General features: G+C 42.7%; 12 protein-coding genes and 1 pseudogene. 8 read left to right on the top strand and 5 right to left on the bottom strand.

What is annotated here, in order from left to right:
- Positions 1 to 170: 170 nt before the first annotated feature.
- The 6 genes and pseudogenes from IQ457_RS03140 (at position 171) to IQ457_RS03115 (ending at position 6,334) form a co-directional block, all read left to right on the top strand.
- On the top strand, positions 171 to 872 hold the full coding sequence (locus tag IQ457_RS03140) for a hypothetical protein (protein ID WP_200662034.1): 702 nt from the start codon (positions 171 to 173) through the stop codon (positions 870 to 872).
- A 64-nt stretch (positions 873 to 936) separates the two neighbouring features.
- Positions 937 to 1,584, top strand: coding sequence for a DedA family protein (locus IQ457_RS03135; protein ID WP_200662033.1), 648 nt, complete (start codon positions 937 to 939; stop codon positions 1,582 to 1,584).
- Between the two features lie 157 nt (positions 1,585 to 1,741).
- A pseudogene (locus IQ457_RS03130) lies at positions 1,742 to 2,490 on the top strand (IS5 family transposase).
- Positions 2,491 to 2,868: 378 nt separating this feature from the next.
- Positions 2,869 to 4,395 (top strand): copper-containing nitrite reductase, encoded by a 1,527-nt coding sequence (nirK, locus tag IQ457_RS03125; RefSeq protein WP_242465334.1) that lies wholly within the window; start codon positions 2,869 to 2,871, stop codon positions 4,393 to 4,395.
- Between the two features lie 141 nt (positions 4,396 to 4,536).
- Complete coding sequence (locus IQ457_RS03120) at positions 4,537 to 5,439, top strand: formylglycine-generating enzyme family protein (protein WP_242465333.1); 903 nt, start codon at positions 4,537 to 4,539, stop codon at positions 5,437 to 5,439.
- 100 nt (positions 5,440 to 5,539) lie between these two features.
- Complete coding sequence (locus tag IQ457_RS03115) at positions 5,540 to 6,334, top strand: SCO family protein (RefSeq protein WP_200662032.1); 795 nt, start codon at positions 5,540 to 5,542, stop codon at positions 6,332 to 6,334.
- Between the two features lie 171 nt (positions 6,335 to 6,505).
- Here the strand turns inward: IQ457_RS03115 and IQ457_RS03110 are convergent, their stop codons facing one another.
- The gene (locus IQ457_RS03110) at positions 6,506 to 8,053 is read right to left on the bottom strand and encodes an acetyl-CoA hydrolase/transferase family protein (protein WP_200662031.1); all 1,548 of its coding nucleotides are present in this window, start codon (positions 8,051 to 8,053) and stop codon (positions 6,506 to 6,508) included.
- Positions 8,054 to 8,929: 876 nt separating this feature from the next.
- Here IQ457_RS03110 and IQ457_RS03105 point away from each other — a divergent pair.
- Positions 8,930 to 9,793, top strand: a complete 864-nt coding sequence (locus IQ457_RS03105; protein WP_102076778.1) for a universal stress protein — start codon at positions 8,930 to 8,932, stop codon at positions 9,791 to 9,793.
- Between the two features lie 48 nt (positions 9,794 to 9,841).
- On the opposite strand, the gene IQ457_RS03100 is transcribed toward IQ457_RS03105, so the two are convergent.
- Positions 9,842 to 11,383, bottom strand: a complete 1,542-nt coding sequence (locus IQ457_RS03100) for a sensor histidine kinase (protein ID WP_242465332.1) — start codon at positions 11,381 to 11,383, stop codon at positions 9,842 to 9,844.
- A gap of 14 nt (positions 11,384 to 11,397) precedes the next feature.
- Entirely contained in the window at positions 11,398 to 12,099 is a 702-nt protein-coding gene (locus IQ457_RS03095) for a response regulator transcription factor (protein WP_102076776.1), read from the bottom strand.
- Between the two features lie 309 nt (positions 12,100 to 12,408).
- Between IQ457_RS03095 and IQ457_RS03090 the strand changes: the two genes are divergently transcribed.
- On the top strand, positions 12,409 to 12,960 hold the full coding sequence (locus tag IQ457_RS03090) for a Spy/CpxP family protein refolding chaperone (RefSeq protein ID WP_200662029.1): 552 nt from the start codon (positions 12,409 to 12,411) through the stop codon (positions 12,958 to 12,960).
- 187 nt (positions 12,961 to 13,147) lie between these two features.
- On the opposite strand, the gene IQ457_RS03085 is transcribed toward IQ457_RS03090, so the two are convergent.
- Together IQ457_RS03085 and IQ457_RS03080 are read right to left on the bottom strand one after the other, a co-directional pair.
- Positions 13,148 to 14,956, bottom strand: coding sequence for a hypothetical protein (locus IQ457_RS03085; RefSeq protein ID WP_200662028.1), 1,809 nt, complete (start codon positions 14,954 to 14,956; stop codon positions 13,148 to 13,150).
- A 120-nt stretch (positions 14,957 to 15,076) separates the two neighbouring features.
- On the bottom strand, positions 15,077 to 17,161 hold the full coding sequence (locus tag IQ457_RS03080; protein WP_200662027.1) for a hypothetical protein: 2,085 nt from the start codon (positions 17,159 to 17,161) through the stop codon (positions 15,077 to 15,079).
- Between the last annotated feature and the right edge of the window lie 214 nt (positions 17,162 to 17,375).

Below are 17,375 nucleotides of genomic sequence, written 5' to 3'. Positions count from 1 at the left end.
TATCGCCCATTTATTCAATAAATTTCTGCAAAATCATCGGTTGTTATAATGATGTAAGAATGACAGGTACAAGGATACACGGCAGCTGTCAGCGCTTAAAAATTCGATTATAGTAGGCAGGTAATAATTATTTAAATAAAGAAAACTCAAATAAATCGAGGAAATACACCATGAAAAAATTAGGATTAGTTATCGCGGTATCGGTAGGCTTAAGCGCTTGTGCAGGCGGCATGAACGGTGGCACCACGCCGGGCAATTCAAACAATATTGTCACTCAATATCCCGTTGAAGCGGCCATTCTCAATATTTACACCAAAGCCCGCAGTCAAAGCTTGGTGGCAAACGTTGGCAATCAAACCGCCTCTGCTGACATCAAAGTCACGCCCAAAGGCAGCATGGTATTTAACAATAAACAAGTCCAAGGCGCTGAAGTAAATACCATTAATAAAGTCAACAATCAAGTCACTGATCAATCAGTCGCCATTAATTACTTTACCCTTAATCCATTGGTATTCCATGGTTTCACTGACAGCTCAGGTAAATACTCGATCTCTAATCAGACCACAACCATTCCCAAAATGGCAACGGTTGGTTCATCAAGCAAATTGATTACTGAAGATGTCTATGCCGATAGAAGCATGCGCAAAAAAATAGGCACTTATAATCAAGATTGGTCTTTAACCAGAGACAGCAATAATACCGCGTGGTTTTGTATAGAAACCTCGGCTAACTTACTACTCAGTAACGATCCTAATGGTAGCTCGTCAGAATGTTATAAAATCAATGCGCGCGGCGATATTTTAGACAGTAAAGTAACCATTAGCCAGCCGTCTACAAACGGCACAAAAACCATTACCTTTACTAGTCGATAGTTTTTATCAGCTGATGGCTGTTATAAGCTGACAGCCATCAATTTGTCAATTATTTAGGATTTACATGGATCAAATGAGTGAATGGGTACTCGGCATCATGGCAAAGTTTGGCTACTTTGGCATTATATTTGCCATGTTTGCTGAAAACGTTTTCCCGCCTATTCCATCTGAGGTTATCATGCCCGCTGCTGGCTTCGCCGCTTCTAAAGGCGATATGAGCATTGTCTTGGTCATTTTAACTGGGACGCTTGGCGCGGTACTGGGTGCGCTACCCTTATACTATTTGGGTCATAAATTCGATGAGCCGCGCTTGGTCGAGTTCACTGAAAAGTACGGCAAATACGTGTTTATAAAACCTACTGACATCACCGATGCCAATGCATGGTTTGACAAACATGGCAAAATGGCAGTGTTTTTTGGGCGTATGGTGCCGGGCGTGCGTTCGCTAATTTCCATCCCTGCCGGTATGAATAAAATGGCGTTATTACCGTTTTTGGTGCTAACCGCTTTAGGCGCCAGCATTTGGACCGCGATATTGGCACTAGCTGGGTATTACTTGGGTCAAAACTATGACGCTGTCGCAGGCGTGTTAGCCCCCTATTCTAAGGTCATCTGTGTATCAATCGTGGTTGTTATTATCGGTTTACTCATCAAGCGGCGCTTGTCTTATCGAAAAAATAGCAATAATGACAAAAATTCCGATCAGCGTTGAATATAAACTGCTTATTACTCTTACAATACTACCCCAACTTAATATAATAGCTAAGTTTAATAACCACTTAGCTTTACTAGGGCGTGTCATCAATTAGCATAGATATTTCAGAATAAGCTATACTTAGATCGTATTTAGGAATTTGAGCTCAATGACTATGACAAGACGACATGCCCTACGTGATGACCAATGGGAGAGAATTAAAGACATTCTACCTGGTAAACCAAGTGACGTTGGTATTACTGCAAAGGATAACCGCTTGTTCGTAGAAGCGGTTCTGTACCGTTACAAGACCGGCATACCTTGGCGTGACCTACCTGAACGCTTTGGCGACTTCAGAGTGATTCATACTCGTTTTAGTCGCTGGTCAAAAAAAGGCGTATGGAAGCAGGTTTTTAATCAACTCTCTGAACAATCCGATGACGAATATGCCATGCTAGATGCCACGATTGTTAAAGCCCACCAGCACAGTGCTGGAAAAAAAGGGATCAAGCCATTGGACGCAGCAAAGGTGGACTGACGACTAAAATACATACTCGAACAGATGCATTAGGCAATCCTACTGGCTTTTATCTAACAGGTGGGGCAGCTCATGACCTGTGTGGCTCAGATGAATTGCTTGATGTCAGTATTAGCCAAACGTGGCTTGCCGATAAAGCTTACGATGCTGATGCCCGCGTTATTGAACCGATTAAAGCAGTGCAAGGTAATGCAGTTATACCATCTAAGTGTCATCGGCTGCAGCCAAGAGACTTCGATAAAGAGCTTTATAAAGCGAGGCACCTAATAGAGAACTTCTTTGCCAAGATTAAGCAGTATCGTGCGATTGCCACTCGCTATGATAAGTTAGCCAGTCATTTCCTTAGTGCCATTCACTTAGTTTCTTGTGTCGTTTGGCTTAATTGATGACACGCCCTAATTTCGAGCAGAATTTTCAAATCCTAAAAAACCTATCTCAGCGTTTAAATCTTAATTCTTAAAGTCTTTACTCCTCTCTTTTCTAGTGCATCAAATCTTAAGAACACCTAATTAAATTTATAACTCATCAGTATAAAAAGCATGAACAAATATTGCTCAAATAATTCGCTTATTTATAAACATTCATTTAAAATACATCTTATGGAAGCCAATTTAGAAGCTCACCGCTTTTATAATTTTATTGTCAAATCTTATCATTCTATAGTGATTTTTGCTTTTTCCAACTATTACCGCTAGGATGATAATAACCGATATAAATCGAGCTTTGTTAAATGAGCCACTTATTTTCAATTTTTGGAGAGCCTTATGCGTCTTTTTAACTCTACAACCTCTCAGCCTCAAGCCCTCAGCTATTCTAAACTTGCCTTAGCTTGTCTTCTTGCTCTTGGTACGGTAGGAATGGTCGGTTGTGATAAATCAACCCCTGATAAGGCCACAGCAACCAGCGCGGAAACCACTCAAACCACAAAAGACAGCAAAGCGCCAACCACCAAAAATGGCGAGCTCCCAGTGATTGATGCGGTTATCACCCATGCGCCTGAAGTACCACCACCCATCGATCGTGACTATGCGGCAAAAGTCATCGTAAAAATGGAAACTGTAGAAAAAACCATGCGTCTAGCAGATGGCGTTGAGTACAACTTCTGGACATTTGGCGGTCAGGTACCAGGACAATTTATTCGCGTACGTCAAGGCGATGAAATTGAGTTCCATTTATCAAACCACCCTGATTCAAAAATGCCGCACAATATTGACTTACATGCGGTGACAGGTCCAGGGGGCGGCGCTGCTTCTTCGTTTACCTCTCCTGGTTATACCTCAGAGTTTAACTTTAAAGCCTTAAAGCCAGGCCTATATGTCTATCACTGTGCGGTAGCGCCCGTCGGTATGCACATCGCAAACGGTATGTATGGTCTGATTTTGGTTGAGCCAGAAGGCGGTTTACCAAAGGTTGATCGTGAGTTTTATGTCATGCAGGGCGATTTTTATACCAAAGGCAACTATGGCGATAAAGGACTGCAGCCTTTTGATATGGAAAAAGCGGTAAAAGAGCAGCCAGATTACGTGTTATTTAACGGTTCAGTTGGGGCGCTCACCGGTGAAAACTCATTGAAAGCCAACGTCGGTGAAACGGTTCGTCTATTCGTTGGTAACGGTGGTCCTAACTTGGTGTCCTCATTCCACGTGATTGGTGAGATATTTGACAAGGTCAATATGGAAGGCGGTAGCGCTGAAAACCATAATGTTCAAACCACCCTTATCCCTGCAGGGGGCGCCGCGATTACCCAGTTCAAAGTAGATGTCCCAGGCGAGCTTGTAATGGTTGACCACTCTATTTTCCGGGCATTTAACAAAGGTGCGCTTGGTATCATCGATGTCAAAGGTGCAGAGGACAAGAAAATATATTCAGGAAAAGTGCGTGAAGACGTCTACTTACCTGAAGGCTCAGCGGCACAAAGTCTTGGTAAAACCAATGCTCCTGCGCCAGTCGTGACCGCTGCCAACAAGCAAGAAAGAATTAAAATGGGTGAGTCTATTTACGCTAGTAACTGCGCGGCTTGTCACCAATTAAATGGTGCTGGTATACCAAAAGCCTTCCCACCATTGGCCAAGTCTGACTACCTCAACCAAGACCCAAAACGCGCCGTCGATGCTATCTTGCATGGCTTAACGGGTAAAATTACCGTCAACGGCGAGGAGTACGACAGTGTCATGCCAGCTGTTGCCCTAGATGATGAAAAAATCGCCAACGTCGTTACTTATATTATTAACAGTTGGGGCAATAAAGGTGGTGAAGTGACGCCAGAAGAGGTCAAAGCTGCTCGTAAATAACCTAGAAAGCTACGCTAGTTAATAGGGTTGCAATTAGACTGTTCGATGAAAAAACTCTCATTGAACAGTCATTTTCAATACAGTATCTGATTGAACAAGCGTTTGGCACCGTCCTTTTTTTGGCTTACTAGGAGATTAGTTATGTTATGGACTTACATTACTAACACTCGCAAAAGCAACACTCGCAGCATTGAGATTCAAAAAAACAACACTCTAAATATGAACGCTCGGAATATTGTGCATACAACCGCTCGCCCGCTCGCACTGTTATTGGTCGTTAGTGCTCTGAGCGTCACAACCGACTTTGCGTTGATAAGCACGCAAACGCAAGCAAAAGAGCTGACCATTGAGCCCGGTACTTATCGTCCTTTATATTTGAGCAAAAACTCACCATTGGTGGCAGTCGATACATTCAAAATTGATGAGCTACCCGTCACCAATATACAGTTTTATCAATTTATAAAAGAAAATCCAAAGTTTCGCCAACGTGCCATTGCACCTATTTTTGCCGATTCTGGTTATCTAAAGCACTGGATCAATACCAAAAATATCTCTGTGCCTAAAAAGGCGGATTTCCGTAAGCCTGTAGTCAATGTGTCATGGTATGCCGCCAATCAGTATTGCCGTGCGCAAAACAAGCGCTTACCAACGGTTGAACAGTGGGAATATGTCGCACAAGCTTCTACTAGCAATAAAAATGGCAGCTTGGAGGCCGGTTACAACCAGCGCATTCTTGATTGGTATGGTAAGTCTGCTGGCAACAAAGACCAGCTTGCCGATGTCGGACAAAGCCCTGCCAACTATTGGGGCGTCAAAGACATGCACGGTTTGATTTGGGAATGGACAGAGAATTTTAATAATAGCTTGGTCACTGGCGAATCACGTTCAGACAGCAATCTAAACCAAGAAATGTTTTGTGGCTCGGGTGCAGCAGGTGCGGTCGACCCAAGTGATTATGCAGCCTTTATGCGCTATGGTTTTCGCTCAAGCTTAGAAGCCAAATACACGGTCAGCAGCCTAGGTTTTCGCTGTGCTAGTAATTAACTTGCCCTAACATAGCGCTCTACTTTAACCTAGCACCCTTTTAACACAGCGCCCTACTTTTTATGCTCAATTGAATTTAATGGTATTTAAGGATTGCCTTATGAAAACAATAAAAATTATGCAAAATACAAGATTGCAAAATACAAGTCCAAAAAATACAGTAACTCAGCCATTGTCTCATCTGGCTTATGCTATCAAACTGGCTTTGACTACTGGGCTCTGTATTGGCTTACTCGCCTGTAGCAATCCTGACGCGATTAACTCGGCGACGACGCAAGACAGTCAAGCTGATACTACTTCTGAATCTAAAGTCGCGACAGATAATCATCACGACATGAAAGGTAAGGATCATCAACAGATGAATCATGCCGATATGAATGCCCAAGAACCAGCAGAAGCGCTCGGGCAAGAGTATTCTATCTATCAGGCAGGCGGCGACTGGACAGACCATCGTGGCAATACCTTTGAGCTTGATAAGCTTGAGGGCAGAAATCAAGTGGTGGTGATGGCTTATACCAGCTGTCAGCATACCTGCCCTATCTTGGTGCAATCCATGAAACAGATGTACAAAGAGATGACGCCTGAAGCACGTGCGCAAACGGAGTTTTTACTGGCGACTTTGGACACTGAGCGTGATACCGTCGATGTGATGAAAAACTTTGCTGAGCATAATAATCTTGGTGATAACTGGCGCTTGATTCGTAGCGATGAAGCCAGCACCCGCATGCTTGCCAACACCTTAAATATCAAATATCAATTTGCCGATAATGGTGATATTAACCACTCTAATCTGATATCTGTATTAGATAAAGACGGTCGTTTGGTCGCCCAAGGCGTTGGGGTTGCCGACTCTGGCATCGAGCCATTGATTGAGTATTTAAACAGCCATAGTTAAGCATTTAAAAATCATACTTGTAACCTTTACTTTTAAATTTACCTGTATCTAAAAGACAAAGAAACACCGCTTATCTACTAACAGACAAGCGGTGTTTTTCATTGTGTCATCAGCTACGGCGCTGATTTTGGCGTTAAGCCTTTCAGTAAGTATTTAGTTAAGCACTGAAACCTAAACCGCCAAAGCCAAACCTTTTTTGACGCGCATATCGCCGGTTTCAACATAACGCTGATGCCAAGATAAAGATTCATCGAGCAAATGCGGCGTTTGCATGCCAGCCGTCTGTGCAGCACGATCATAATAATCTTGTAGCATTGGACGATAGTCTGGATGCGCACAGTTATCAATAATTTTTTGCGCGCGTTGACGCGGTGATAAACCGCGCAAGTCCGCCAAACCTTGCTCAGTGACAACAACCATCACATCATGCTCGGTATGGTCAACGTGTGACACCATCGGCGTGATGCATGAAATAGCGCCGCCTTTAGCAACTGACGGGCTGACAAACATTGAGGTAAAGGCGTTACGCGCAAAGTCGCCAGAGCCGCCCAGACCATTCATCATATTGGTACCCATGACGTGGGTTGAGTTGACATTACCATAAAGGTCACACTCAATCATCGCATTGATAGCGAGCACGCCAAGACGACGCGATACTTCAGGATGGTTGGTGATTTCTTGTGGGCGCAAAATAATACGTTTGCGCAATTCTTCAATATTGGCATTAAAACGCGCCAACGCCTCTGGGCTTAACGACATCGCCGTTGCCGACGCTTGGGTCATTTTTCCTGACATAATCAAATCTAACATACCGTCTTGCAATACTTCGGTATAGCCAGTTAAGTTTTCAAACGGACTGGCTTGTAAGCCCGCCAATACTGCATTGGCAACGTTACCTACACCAGATTGAATCGGTAATAAGTTGGCTGGCATGCGACCTTTTTTCACTTCTTCATGGAAAAAGTCGATAATGTAGCCGGCAATTTTGGTTGAGCACTCATCAGGATCGGCAAACTTACTATTGCGGTCCGGTGAATCGGTTAAGACCACGGCGACGACTTTATCCAAATCACAAGTTAGGTACGGCTCGCCAATACGCTCACCCGGTGTGGTAATCGGAATCGGTTTACGATGCGGCGGCAAACCAATGTCATCAAAAACATCGTGCATACCTTCTAACAATAAGCTTTGGCGGCTATTTACTTCTAAAATAATTTGATCGGCATTGTGCAACCATGCGTTATTGGTACCGATAGAGGTAGATGGAATCAGGCGACCATCTGGCAAAATACCGGCCACTTCAACCACCGCCATGTGCATGTCACCATAAAAACCAAAGGTGCTTTGCTGAGCGACGTGTGATAAATGCATGTCAAAATAATGCGTTTCACCAGCGTTGATTTGCTTACGTAGCGCAGGCTCTGACTGATAAGGCGTGCGCATCTTGATACCATTGGCTTCAGCCAAGACGCCGTCGCATTCTGCAGCGGTCGATGCGCCGGTTAATAAACCGATTTTGAATTCTTCGCCGCGAGCTTGCGCCGCTTTTATACGCTCTGCTAACGCAGCTGGGACGGCTTTTGGATAACCTGCTCCTGTGAAACCGCTCATTCCAACATTCATATCATGCAAGATAAATGTTGCTGCTTGCTCTGCTGACATGATTTTTTCACGCAAACTTTCGTGACGAACGCGCTCTTCGTGGCTAATTGCACTCATACCTTTTTTCCTAGTAACTTCCCTATTAACACCAAACCCTCAAAATAATGAGACGTTTGATACCGAAACAGCAATAAAATACAATGGAGTATATTAACAACTTTGGTATAAAAGACAAGTTGCTTGTCTTAAATTTTAATTTACGTCCTTAAAGACTACTTTAATTAGACAATAATAGTTCATAAAATTACAAGAGATAAGATTTGTTTTTTGATTATTTTTAAAGCAATAACTTGAAGATTTTTAGCTATATAAAGTTAAAAAAACTCAAATAACTATACAGTAATTAAAAATACTATTAACTAAATTTTAAAAATACTCTAAGATTAATTTTAGTCTTGGTGGAAGTCTAATAAGGGTAGAGGGTGCTTAACCGCCAAACTTATGAGAAACCTAGATAAGCGCTTGGTGTTAAAGAGAATTATATCTTTGACTTTTAATGAGTTAGCAAATGCAAACATCTAAAAGATAGCGCTTATTTTAAATAAAATGATAAGAATAAACATAAATATTATTTTTCTTACTTTAATAATCGTATAACTATTAACTATAAATCTTCAGGAATTAAGAGTTGGTTTGTAATTTGTGTGCTTATTTAACACTCTCTAAAAAGTGACCGTGTTTTTAAATAGAAGATTATTTTATATCAGCCATAAAACCTGATATTTAATTATAATTCTAGTAGAACCAATATTTTTTAGTGAAATATTGTTCTATAATTAAAGAAAATTATATTTATAAAAAGGCATTTAAAACCTAGCGCTTTAATCTTGCCATGACTATATTTGAGGTAAGATGATGACCCCTACTAGATCATTTTTAATGTGATGAAAAGGTCGGCTTATCAAAAGATAAATGCAAAACTAAGGACAGATTATGATAACGGAAGAGCACGTTTTGGCTTGTATTGATGGTTCAGCGGTGACTGGCTCAGTCTGTGATTATGCCGCGTGGTACGCAAGCAAACTGGATATCTCAGTAGCTTTATTGCACGTAAGCGACGTAGCAGCTTCGGTCAGACGCGATTTATCAGGTGCTATTGGCATTAATAGTCGCCAGTTTTTGCTCGATGAGTTATCGGAACTCGATGAGCAAAGGGCGCAGGTGGTCAACAACTACAGCAATGCCTTGGTACAAGATGCAAAAAGTCATATTCAAAATGGCTTTCAAAATATGAAGGTTTGCATTTATCAACGCCGCGGTAAACTGCTGCCAGCGATTGAGCATTTTCAGGAAAAAAATCGCGCCATAGTCATGGGACGGCGCGGTGAGGACCATAAAAACAGTCGTATCAATATCGGCAGTCAAATCGAAACGGTCGCCCGCGCCTCGAACATACCGGTGTTGATTTGTTCAGAAAAATTTAAAGAGCCGCAGTCATATATGGTGGCATTTGATGGCAGTAAAACGGCGATAAATGCCATACACGTGCTTGCAAAGAGCAACCTGTTAAAAGGCTTACAAGGTCATATCGTCATGGTCGGCCATCATAACGAAGCCTCTAAAAAAAGCCTTGATAACGCGGCTGCACACTTACAGGCAGCGGGTTTTAGCGTCGATACCCATCAGCTCTTAGAACTTGATGCGGTTGAGGGTTTACTCAGCTTTCAATTTGAAAACAACATCGATATCATCGTCATTGGCGCTTATGGACGCTCTAAGCTTCAGCATTTATTTTTGGGCAGTACCACGACAGAAATCATTGCCAGCACCTTATCGCCTGTTATTCTGGTACGCTAATTCTTCCTAATTCTATGAATTTAAAGGCGTAATAAATATTGTTTACTTTTATTGAATAGGCAGCACTATCTGTACCACCAAGCCTTGAATACCATCTTTGCGGTTACAAACATTAATTTGGCCTTTATGAGCGACAACGACCGCATGGACGATGGCCAATCCCAACCCATAGCCACCTGTTTCCCTGTGGCGAGCACTATCAAGGCGTACAAAGGGCTGAAAAATACGCTCTAAGTCTTTTTCTGCTACCCCGCCGCCCTCGTCTGTGATGCTAATTTGAATGGCATCTCTTTTATTATCGCCCCTTGCTTTTGTGACTTCAGTAGTAACGGTCGAATCTGCAGGAGTATGCATAAAAGCATTTCGAATGATATTTTCAAGGGCGCTATGCAACTGTTCTTGATTACCAAGCACAGTCAAAGACGTATCAAATGACGATGATAAAGCAACTGGCGGCGTCCATTGCCAGCGCACATCTTTATGCTGAAACTCAAAACAAACGTCTTTACCAATCTCAGTGATGAGCTCAACCATGTCTACGGCATCATTTTCTAGATTATCGATGGTATATTGCTGCATTTGCAGAGATTGAATATGAATGATTTGCTCAATCAGCTCATTCATGCGTGTCGACTCTTTATCGATACGGTCAAGGTAACGGCTAGCATCGGGTGCAAAGTCACGCGTCAGTTCAGTAGCCACATCAAGGCGCGCCAGTGGCGAGCGCAGCTCATGCGAGATATCACTGAGCATCTGCTTGCGCGCAAGCTCACTCTCAGCCAATCGAGTCGATAATAAAGCCACATCTTTTGCCAATAAACCTAGCTCGTCAGAGCCCAATGTTGATAACTGCGGATTGGCTTGATAATCGCCATCGATCATACGGTGCACGGTATCTTGAACTCGACCAATGCGCTGCGTCAGCGTACGACTGAGCCAAAAGCAGACCAGCACGCTAAACAGAATAATGAGAAGCAAACGCACGGTAAAATTACCGCGTTGCAGCGCCAGAACATCAGCAAAACGCAGGTGCGGGCGCAGTTGTATAATGGCCGTTTGCCCGTCTGGCAAATCTACGGTGATATCTGCCAGTTCTGGGCGATTATTAGGGTCAAAAATTACTTCTCTATTCGGCATCGCTGGATGCAGGATTGCATTAATAAAAGAGGGCTTTTCGTAGGCGCTATCATTTTTATCATGATGCGCTCTACGATTGCCAGAAATGGGATGCGATGGCAAGTCACGCGCCACTTCCTGACCGTTTGTTTGACGCTCTTCTCTATAGCGATAGCGCGGAAAAATAATAGCGCCCTGCTCATCATAAATCCTGATTTGACTCATCAGCCGGCGGTCTTGCCGGTACAGCTGCCTGACTGCTAATAAATCACCAGCCTGTAGCGCCGCAACCACTTCTTGGCGCTTGAGTAAAAGACTGTCAATTTGTACGTCCATCCGAGCGCTGAGCTCTTTACAATTGAGCCAACGTTCTACCATGACAGAGATGATAGAGGTGATGAGTACCGTCAATAATAGACTGAGAAATAGCCGCCAAAATAGCGTGATTCTTGGCTTGAATGTCGAGGTAAGCATCGATGCGTCCGTCATTACAGCACCAGCTGATAACCTTTACCACGAATTGCCTTGATAGGCTCGTCATGAAAAGGTTGCAGTTTTTTACGCAGGCGCGACACATGCACATCAAGGCTGCGATCAAACGGCTGCAACTCACGCTGTAAGACATGTTGTGACAGCCACGCTTTGCTGACCACCTCGCCTTTTTGTTTAAGTAACGCCACCAACAAGTCAAACTCTGTTCCTGTGACTTGTAACTCAACGCCATCTATTTGGCAAAGTCGTTGGTTTTGGTCCAAATGCAACCGGCTCTCTGGCAGTGGCAAGTGCTCTGAGGCGGCAGCACCCGATGCGGTAATACGGCTACGTTTAATCACAGCGTTAATACGTGCCAGCAGCTCACGCGGATTACAAGGCTTAGTAATATAATCATCGGCACCAAGCTCCAGCCCAATAATACGATCAATCTCCTCACCTTTTGCCGTCAACATAATCACTGGAATATCGCTAATCGCTGGTAGCTGACGCAGGACACTGAGCCCATCTATCTTTGGCATCATAATATCGAGCACCAATAAATCATAAGGCGCACTATCATGCATGGCTGATTTTAAGCGTTCGATGACCGCCTCGCCATCATGCACACAGTCACTTTGGATGCCATGATTATGCAAATACTCTTGCAGCAGTTGGGTCAACTCTTCATCATCATCACCCAATAAAATATTTGCCATCCTCCTCCTCTCCTTTCTACTTTATTGCTGTTCAGTCAAATGATTCTAAGCATGCCATAGTATGGCTGATATTATCAGGCAAGCATCCATCAATGCGCCACAAACGTTACCTTTCTTAATATTTCATAAATGTTCGCAACTTCTAGCTGTCGTATGATAGCGGCTATCAGCAACAAATACTGATGGCAATTAATGATTCATAGTGGCTATCCGGGACACTTGCTAATCATTAATTATCAGATAAAAAACCTCTTTTCGTAATAATTAACGTTTGCTCCATAATTTAAGGTAACTATTAAGGTAATGATAATGAAAAAATTATTGATAGGCTCAGTACTCGCGATATCTAGCGTCTTAACGGTTACGGGCTGTACCAGTGTCAACGCCACCACCGATACGACGCCAGCAACAACGACTAACATGCAAAAGCAGCATAAAGCTGGCATGAAAGACGGCATGCGTAAAGGTGGTATACATAAGGGTGGCATGAAAGGCACTATGGCGCAGCTAGATTTGACAGCGACGCAGCAGGCGCAAATCAAAGCCATTACGCAAGAAAAATATAATAATCGTAAAAACGACCGTAGCAAATATCAAGCAGAGCGCGCGCAAATGCAACAACAAATGCAAACGTTGACCAATGCCAAAACCTTAGATGCCGCAGCAGTTAACCGCCTAGCCGATCAACAAGCGGCAAAAACCAAGCAGCGCTTTATTGAACGCGTGCAAACTGAGCATGCTATCGCACAAGTGCTAACGCCTGAACAACGTCAAAAAATGGCGCAATTAAAATTAGAAAGAAAAGCAAAAGGTCATCATGGTTCAAAAAACCGTCAGATGCACAGCAAACACCAGCAGTAAGGTCAGTACTGGCAGTAAGATGTGTCATTGACGGCCACTCTTAATGAAAAATATTATATTTAAAAGATATATTCTAAAAAACGCATCGGTTAACCGGTGCGTTTTTTTATTGTTTCTTTTTTTATTGTTTCTATAAGTACTTCACTCATTTAAATGGACTATAAACCTAAAATTTAGCGCCCGACACTTATTCTACCGAACCAAAACGCTGTTGATACATTGGTAGCATGTTAAAGAGCATTTTGCCCATTGCGGTACCATTACCTTGACGATAATACTCGCCAAGCTCAGCGCTATATTCTTTTAAATCAATGCTGTTATTGGCGGTTGGTATCTGACTGTTACTCGGTAAGTTGGGAAACGCCTTATCTTGAGCACGGATAGGCATATATTGCGTAAGGGCATCGACAATGAGACTGCTCTTTTTTGTGGTTTCCATACTCAACTCACCATTTGACTCACCACTTGTTTCATCACTGGCATCGGTTGATAGGTAATGGCGACTGTGCTGCCATTGCAATTGACCGCCTTTACTAAAACCGTATAATTTTTGCACAGGCAGATTTGCAGCTGCAGATAAAGTTGGTGAGTGTGTTTCGAGTAAACCTGTTTCTTGTGTTCTCAGCATTTTATCATCAGCAAAATCTTTCATTTTTACTAAAACTTGTTTGACCATCGATTTACTGGTGATTTTACTGTCCGTAGGATAAAGGTCATCTTGCGTATCAGAAACATTTTGGGTTATCAGCTCAGGATATTGCTGAGTGATGAGTTTATAGAAGGTGCCCATATAGTCTTTATATGCCTGTTCATCGCTCGCACTACTTTGGACACGGCGAATGATTTTGGCACTATTGAGCATGGGTGCTAGCTGCTTTTCAGGTAATTTGGGTGATAGCGACGTCAAAATATTTGGGGCAATAAAATCAAACTGGCTCACATCAGCTTTGGCATAGATGCTGTCTTCTGCTTGAATGTGGCTTTTTATTACGGCACGACCAAAATCTTTCGGTAACGTACCATCATCAAGGGCTATTTTTAGCCATTTATTTTGCCATTTGGTGCCCAACTTATCATCGGCCAGCTTTGATGTCAGCAAAGCAAAATTGTCCGCCCACAGATAGAGGCTACCAGTTTTAAAATCGATATAAATAGGTTGATTGATACTACTATGATGGTTACGCGCCGAATACTGCGCACTACCCAGCATGGTAAACTTGCCTGCCAGCGGCTGATAAACACCCTGCGCATTCATAGATAATGGCTTTAGCAGATAAGCATCCAGTAATTGCGATTTTTTGATATCTAGTGTAGATTTTTTGCTGTCATATTCATTAAATAGCTTTTGGTAATAAGGTGAGATGGTAGCGGCGCTAGCAGAATCTATAGCAGATGATGCTGACACCGCGACCTCGGCCGCCGCGTCTACCACGTCCTCCGCTGCTTCCTCAACGCTATAAGCCGTACTATCATAGTGGACCTCAGCCCATGCTTCATAGGCTGCTGAGCAGGCTAGGTACGATTGCTTAAGTGCCTCACGCTGGGGCGCGTAATCAATCGACGCAACCTCTTTTTTCTGTGCTTCTGCCTTTGTTAATAAGGCTGCATAAGCTTGATCGTGATTATCTTCGCAATAGCTATCAACATCGTCTGATGCCACCAGTTTTGTGCTATCGATAGCTGTAAATTGATGCTCATTACTAATCTCAATATTACTATGATAAGCAAAAGACTGGCGGCGCTGCTGTTGTAATGCGCTGGCCAATGCGTTTTTTGCAACGCTTGGCGCATTATCTGCCTGTAAATTTTTTGATTGACCAAGATTGTTAGATACATTGGTAGACTGGCAAGCCGTTATCAATAATGTACTGGCAACTAATGTACTAGAAACCAATGCACTAGAAAATAAAGAGCTTATCGTCATCATTGATTTAGAGCACAAGGGATTTATCTGCTTTGCTGTATTAATGGATAAGGCCACATTTAATTTTTTCATTTTCTCTATCCTTGAAAGGCGTTATATTTTGCTAAGCGTTATATGTTGCTAAGCGTTGGGCGACGATGATGGATACTGAAAATATATCAGCGTATCAGCGCCTATCATCAAACGAGGGGCTTAAAACAAGGTGTCTTCTGCTGTGTCTGTGGCATCATCATCAGCATAATCCACACTTTCCTCAGTTACTCCTGCCTCAGTTGCTTCCACATAATCATAACGCGCATAACGTGCTTTCTCTAACCTCTCTTTTTGCTGACGCTGTGCTGCAAGCCAAGCATTGCCATCGATAGCGACCGGTGCCTCTGCGCCAAAAGACTGTGCCAACAATGTCGCTAATGGGTGTTTATTAAAGCTGGCATTATCATAGCGCGTCTGATTCAAGACCGTGTTTTGTGAACCAAAAAAGTCACTGCCGATATTGGTTCGTTGCTGTTTTGCCAATAAATGGTCTGAGCCATCTAAATAATAGTAATTAATATGATTAAAAGAAATAGGACTCACCGCTTCTATCAGCTGTAGCAATCCGCCAACATCTGCACTTTGATAGCCTTTGTTATATAATTCCATCTTAGCAATCGCAGCTTTCAACACATGATCATCAGGATAGTTTTGTGGATTTTGGTCAATATGCTTTTGCAGCGAGCGTGAGATGTTTTTAAATATTTTACCTATCATCTCGCCGCTTTGACGACTGCCAAAATAGACTTTAACCGCCCTATCAGCGCCTACCTCTTTAGCAAACTCATCATCCCGTATATCTACAGCACTGAAATATTCTGGCTCTAATTCCGCCATACTGTTTTGTACGGCGTTAACGACCGCATCATAAATAACGCTTGGCGGTATTTGAGCAATAGAAGTAACCGCTTCAGGTAAACCAAAATTCACCGTATGGGTAGTCATTTGCTCGGGTAACGGCGTATGCTCAGGATTGGCTAGCGCCAAGATAGGCATCAATGCCGATGGATCGATCGTCGCTGCCCCTTTGTTAAAATCAAGAGCAAGCGGTAGTTGAATCGATGAATGGATGGTCGGCGCAACATAGTCGTAGCTGTAGACACTCTGTAGCTGCTTTTGTTTGGGCTTATAATGACTGACGCTATTGAGAGTCAGGTATTGATAATGGTAGGCATTCATTGCCTGAACTTGTTCAGGGGTACGGATAAACATATTGATAAGATTGGTCATTAACCCCGGATAAGCACGAACAGCGTTTTCATCTTGAATACCCTTTGCCGTTTTACTGGCTTGCATGTCTTCATAGTTACGTAACCAATCTTTTGATTTGACGCGACTTAAATTAGATAACAAACCACCAGCGTCGCTCTCGTATGGACTATCATCTCTCTGATTGCCGTATTCATTGTAGCCATTCTCGTCATAGCCCTCTGTATCGTAACCATACTTATCGTGACCATATTCATCATAACCTTCACTATCATAGCCATATTCGTCGTAGCCGTTTTGATCATAACCTTCCTCATCATAGCCATTTTGATCATAGCCATACTCATCGTAATGACGCTCTTCTTCGGCAGTGCGCGCAGCGACGGCGGCAGCCACCGCTTCAAAGGCAGAATCGCCACTATAAACCTGATCGTTATCCTCAATATCATTATAGCCGTCAATGTCTTCTTCGACCGCCGCCTCATCTGCTTCTGCTAGATTTTCATACTCATTAATATCTTCATCAGTAGCACTGTTATAAAGATACAGCTCGAGCAATGTTCTAAAAAAACTGCTTGAGCCAGCGTCAATACTATCGGCTTTAATATAGGGAGTTGAATGATAATTAGCCTGCGATACTGACACGTGCTCCGACGCTAAATGCTGACGAATAGCGCTCAGTAGACGTGCCTTAGCTTGCACTTCTGGGTTTGGGCTTTTAGTTTGGTCAAATAAACGCTGATAACGTTCAGCATTCTTATCCAATTTGTTATTAAACATTTTGCCCTGAGTTTGGTTTTGCTGAGTATCAGCAATACTAAAATCTATGCCTGTCATGGATAAATTGGACTGTGATGATAAGCCTGTCGTCGTTTGACAACCCATTAACGTCACGGTGGCACTTGCAGCAGTAAGCGTATAAAGCACACAGACAGCAAACTTAGTAGAAGACCTTTTATAATTTGTGAATGATTGAGCTACCAAGCTTTGAAAATGAGGCGGCAAGGTGCGTTTAGAAGAGCTAAGCGGTGACATAAAAATCCCTTTATCCAAGCTGATAAACAATTGTGAAGGCAGTATTAAGGCTGCTATTTATAACACAATATATTACAGATTAGTAACGCAAAGGAATTATTTTCAGCAAAAATGATAAGCTGCTTAGATAAATATTGAAGCGCTCTCAATTCTCTAAAAGCTAATGCATTGTTGTTATTGCAAAAATTAAAAAATCGCCATCAAATATGCTCTT

The organism is Psychrobacter sp. M9-54-1 (genome assembly GCF_016613355.1).
In the GTDB taxonomy this organism is placed as follows: Bacteria; Pseudomonadota; Gammaproteobacteria; order Pseudomonadales; family Moraxellaceae; genus Psychrobacter; species Psychrobacter faecalis.
Note: the sequence above shows the minus strand (reverse complement) of the source record. Positions and strands in the feature narration are given on the sequence as shown.

What these genes read in the sequence shown, in the direction of transcription:
- IQ457_RS03120 (WP_242465333.1), top strand. Translation starts at nt 4,537, where the DNA reads ATGTTATGGACTTACATTACTAACACTCGCAAAAGCAACACTCGCAGC.
- IQ457_RS03115 (WP_200662032.1), top strand. Translation starts at nt 5,540, where the DNA reads ATGAAAACAATAAAAATTATGCAAAATACAAGATTGCAAAATACAAGT.
- IQ457_RS03110 (WP_200662031.1), bottom strand. Translation starts at nt 8,053, where the DNA reads ATGAGTGCAATTAGCCACGAAGAGCGCGTTCGTCACGAAAGTTTGCGT.
- IQ457_RS03105 (WP_102076778.1), top strand. Translation starts at nt 8,930, where the DNA reads ATGATAACGGAAGAGCACGTTTTGGCTTGTATTGATGGTTCAGCGGTG.
- IQ457_RS03085 (WP_200662028.1), bottom strand. Translation starts at nt 14,956, where the DNA reads ATGAAAAAATTAAATGTGGCCTTATCCATTAATACAGCAAAGCAGATA.
- IQ457_RS03090 (WP_200662029.1), top strand. Translation starts at nt 12,409, where the DNA reads ATGAAAAAATTATTGATAGGCTCAGTACTCGCGATATCTAGCGTCTTA.
- IQ457_RS03100 (WP_242465332.1), bottom strand. Translation starts at nt 11,383, where the DNA reads ATGCTTACCTCGACATTCAAGCCAAGAATCACGCTATTTTGGCGGCTA.
- IQ457_RS03135 (WP_200662033.1), top strand. Translation starts at nt 937, where the DNA reads ATGGATCAAATGAGTGAATGGGTACTCGGCATCATGGCAAAGTTTGGC.
- nirK (WP_242465334.1), top strand. Translation starts at nt 2,869, where the DNA reads ATGCGTCTTTTTAACTCTACAACCTCTCAGCCTCAAGCCCTCAGCTAT.
- IQ457_RS03080 (WP_200662027.1), bottom strand. Translation starts at nt 17,161, where the DNA reads ATGTCACCGCTTAGCTCTTCTAAACGCACCTTGCCGCCTCATTTTCAA.
- IQ457_RS03095 (WP_102076776.1), bottom strand. Translation starts at nt 12,099, where the DNA reads ATGGCAAATATTTTATTGGGTGATGATGATGAAGAGTTGACCCAACTG.
- IQ457_RS03140 (WP_200662034.1), top strand. Translation starts at nt 171, where the DNA reads ATGAAAAAATTAGGATTAGTTATCGCGGTATCGGTAGGCTTAAGCGCT.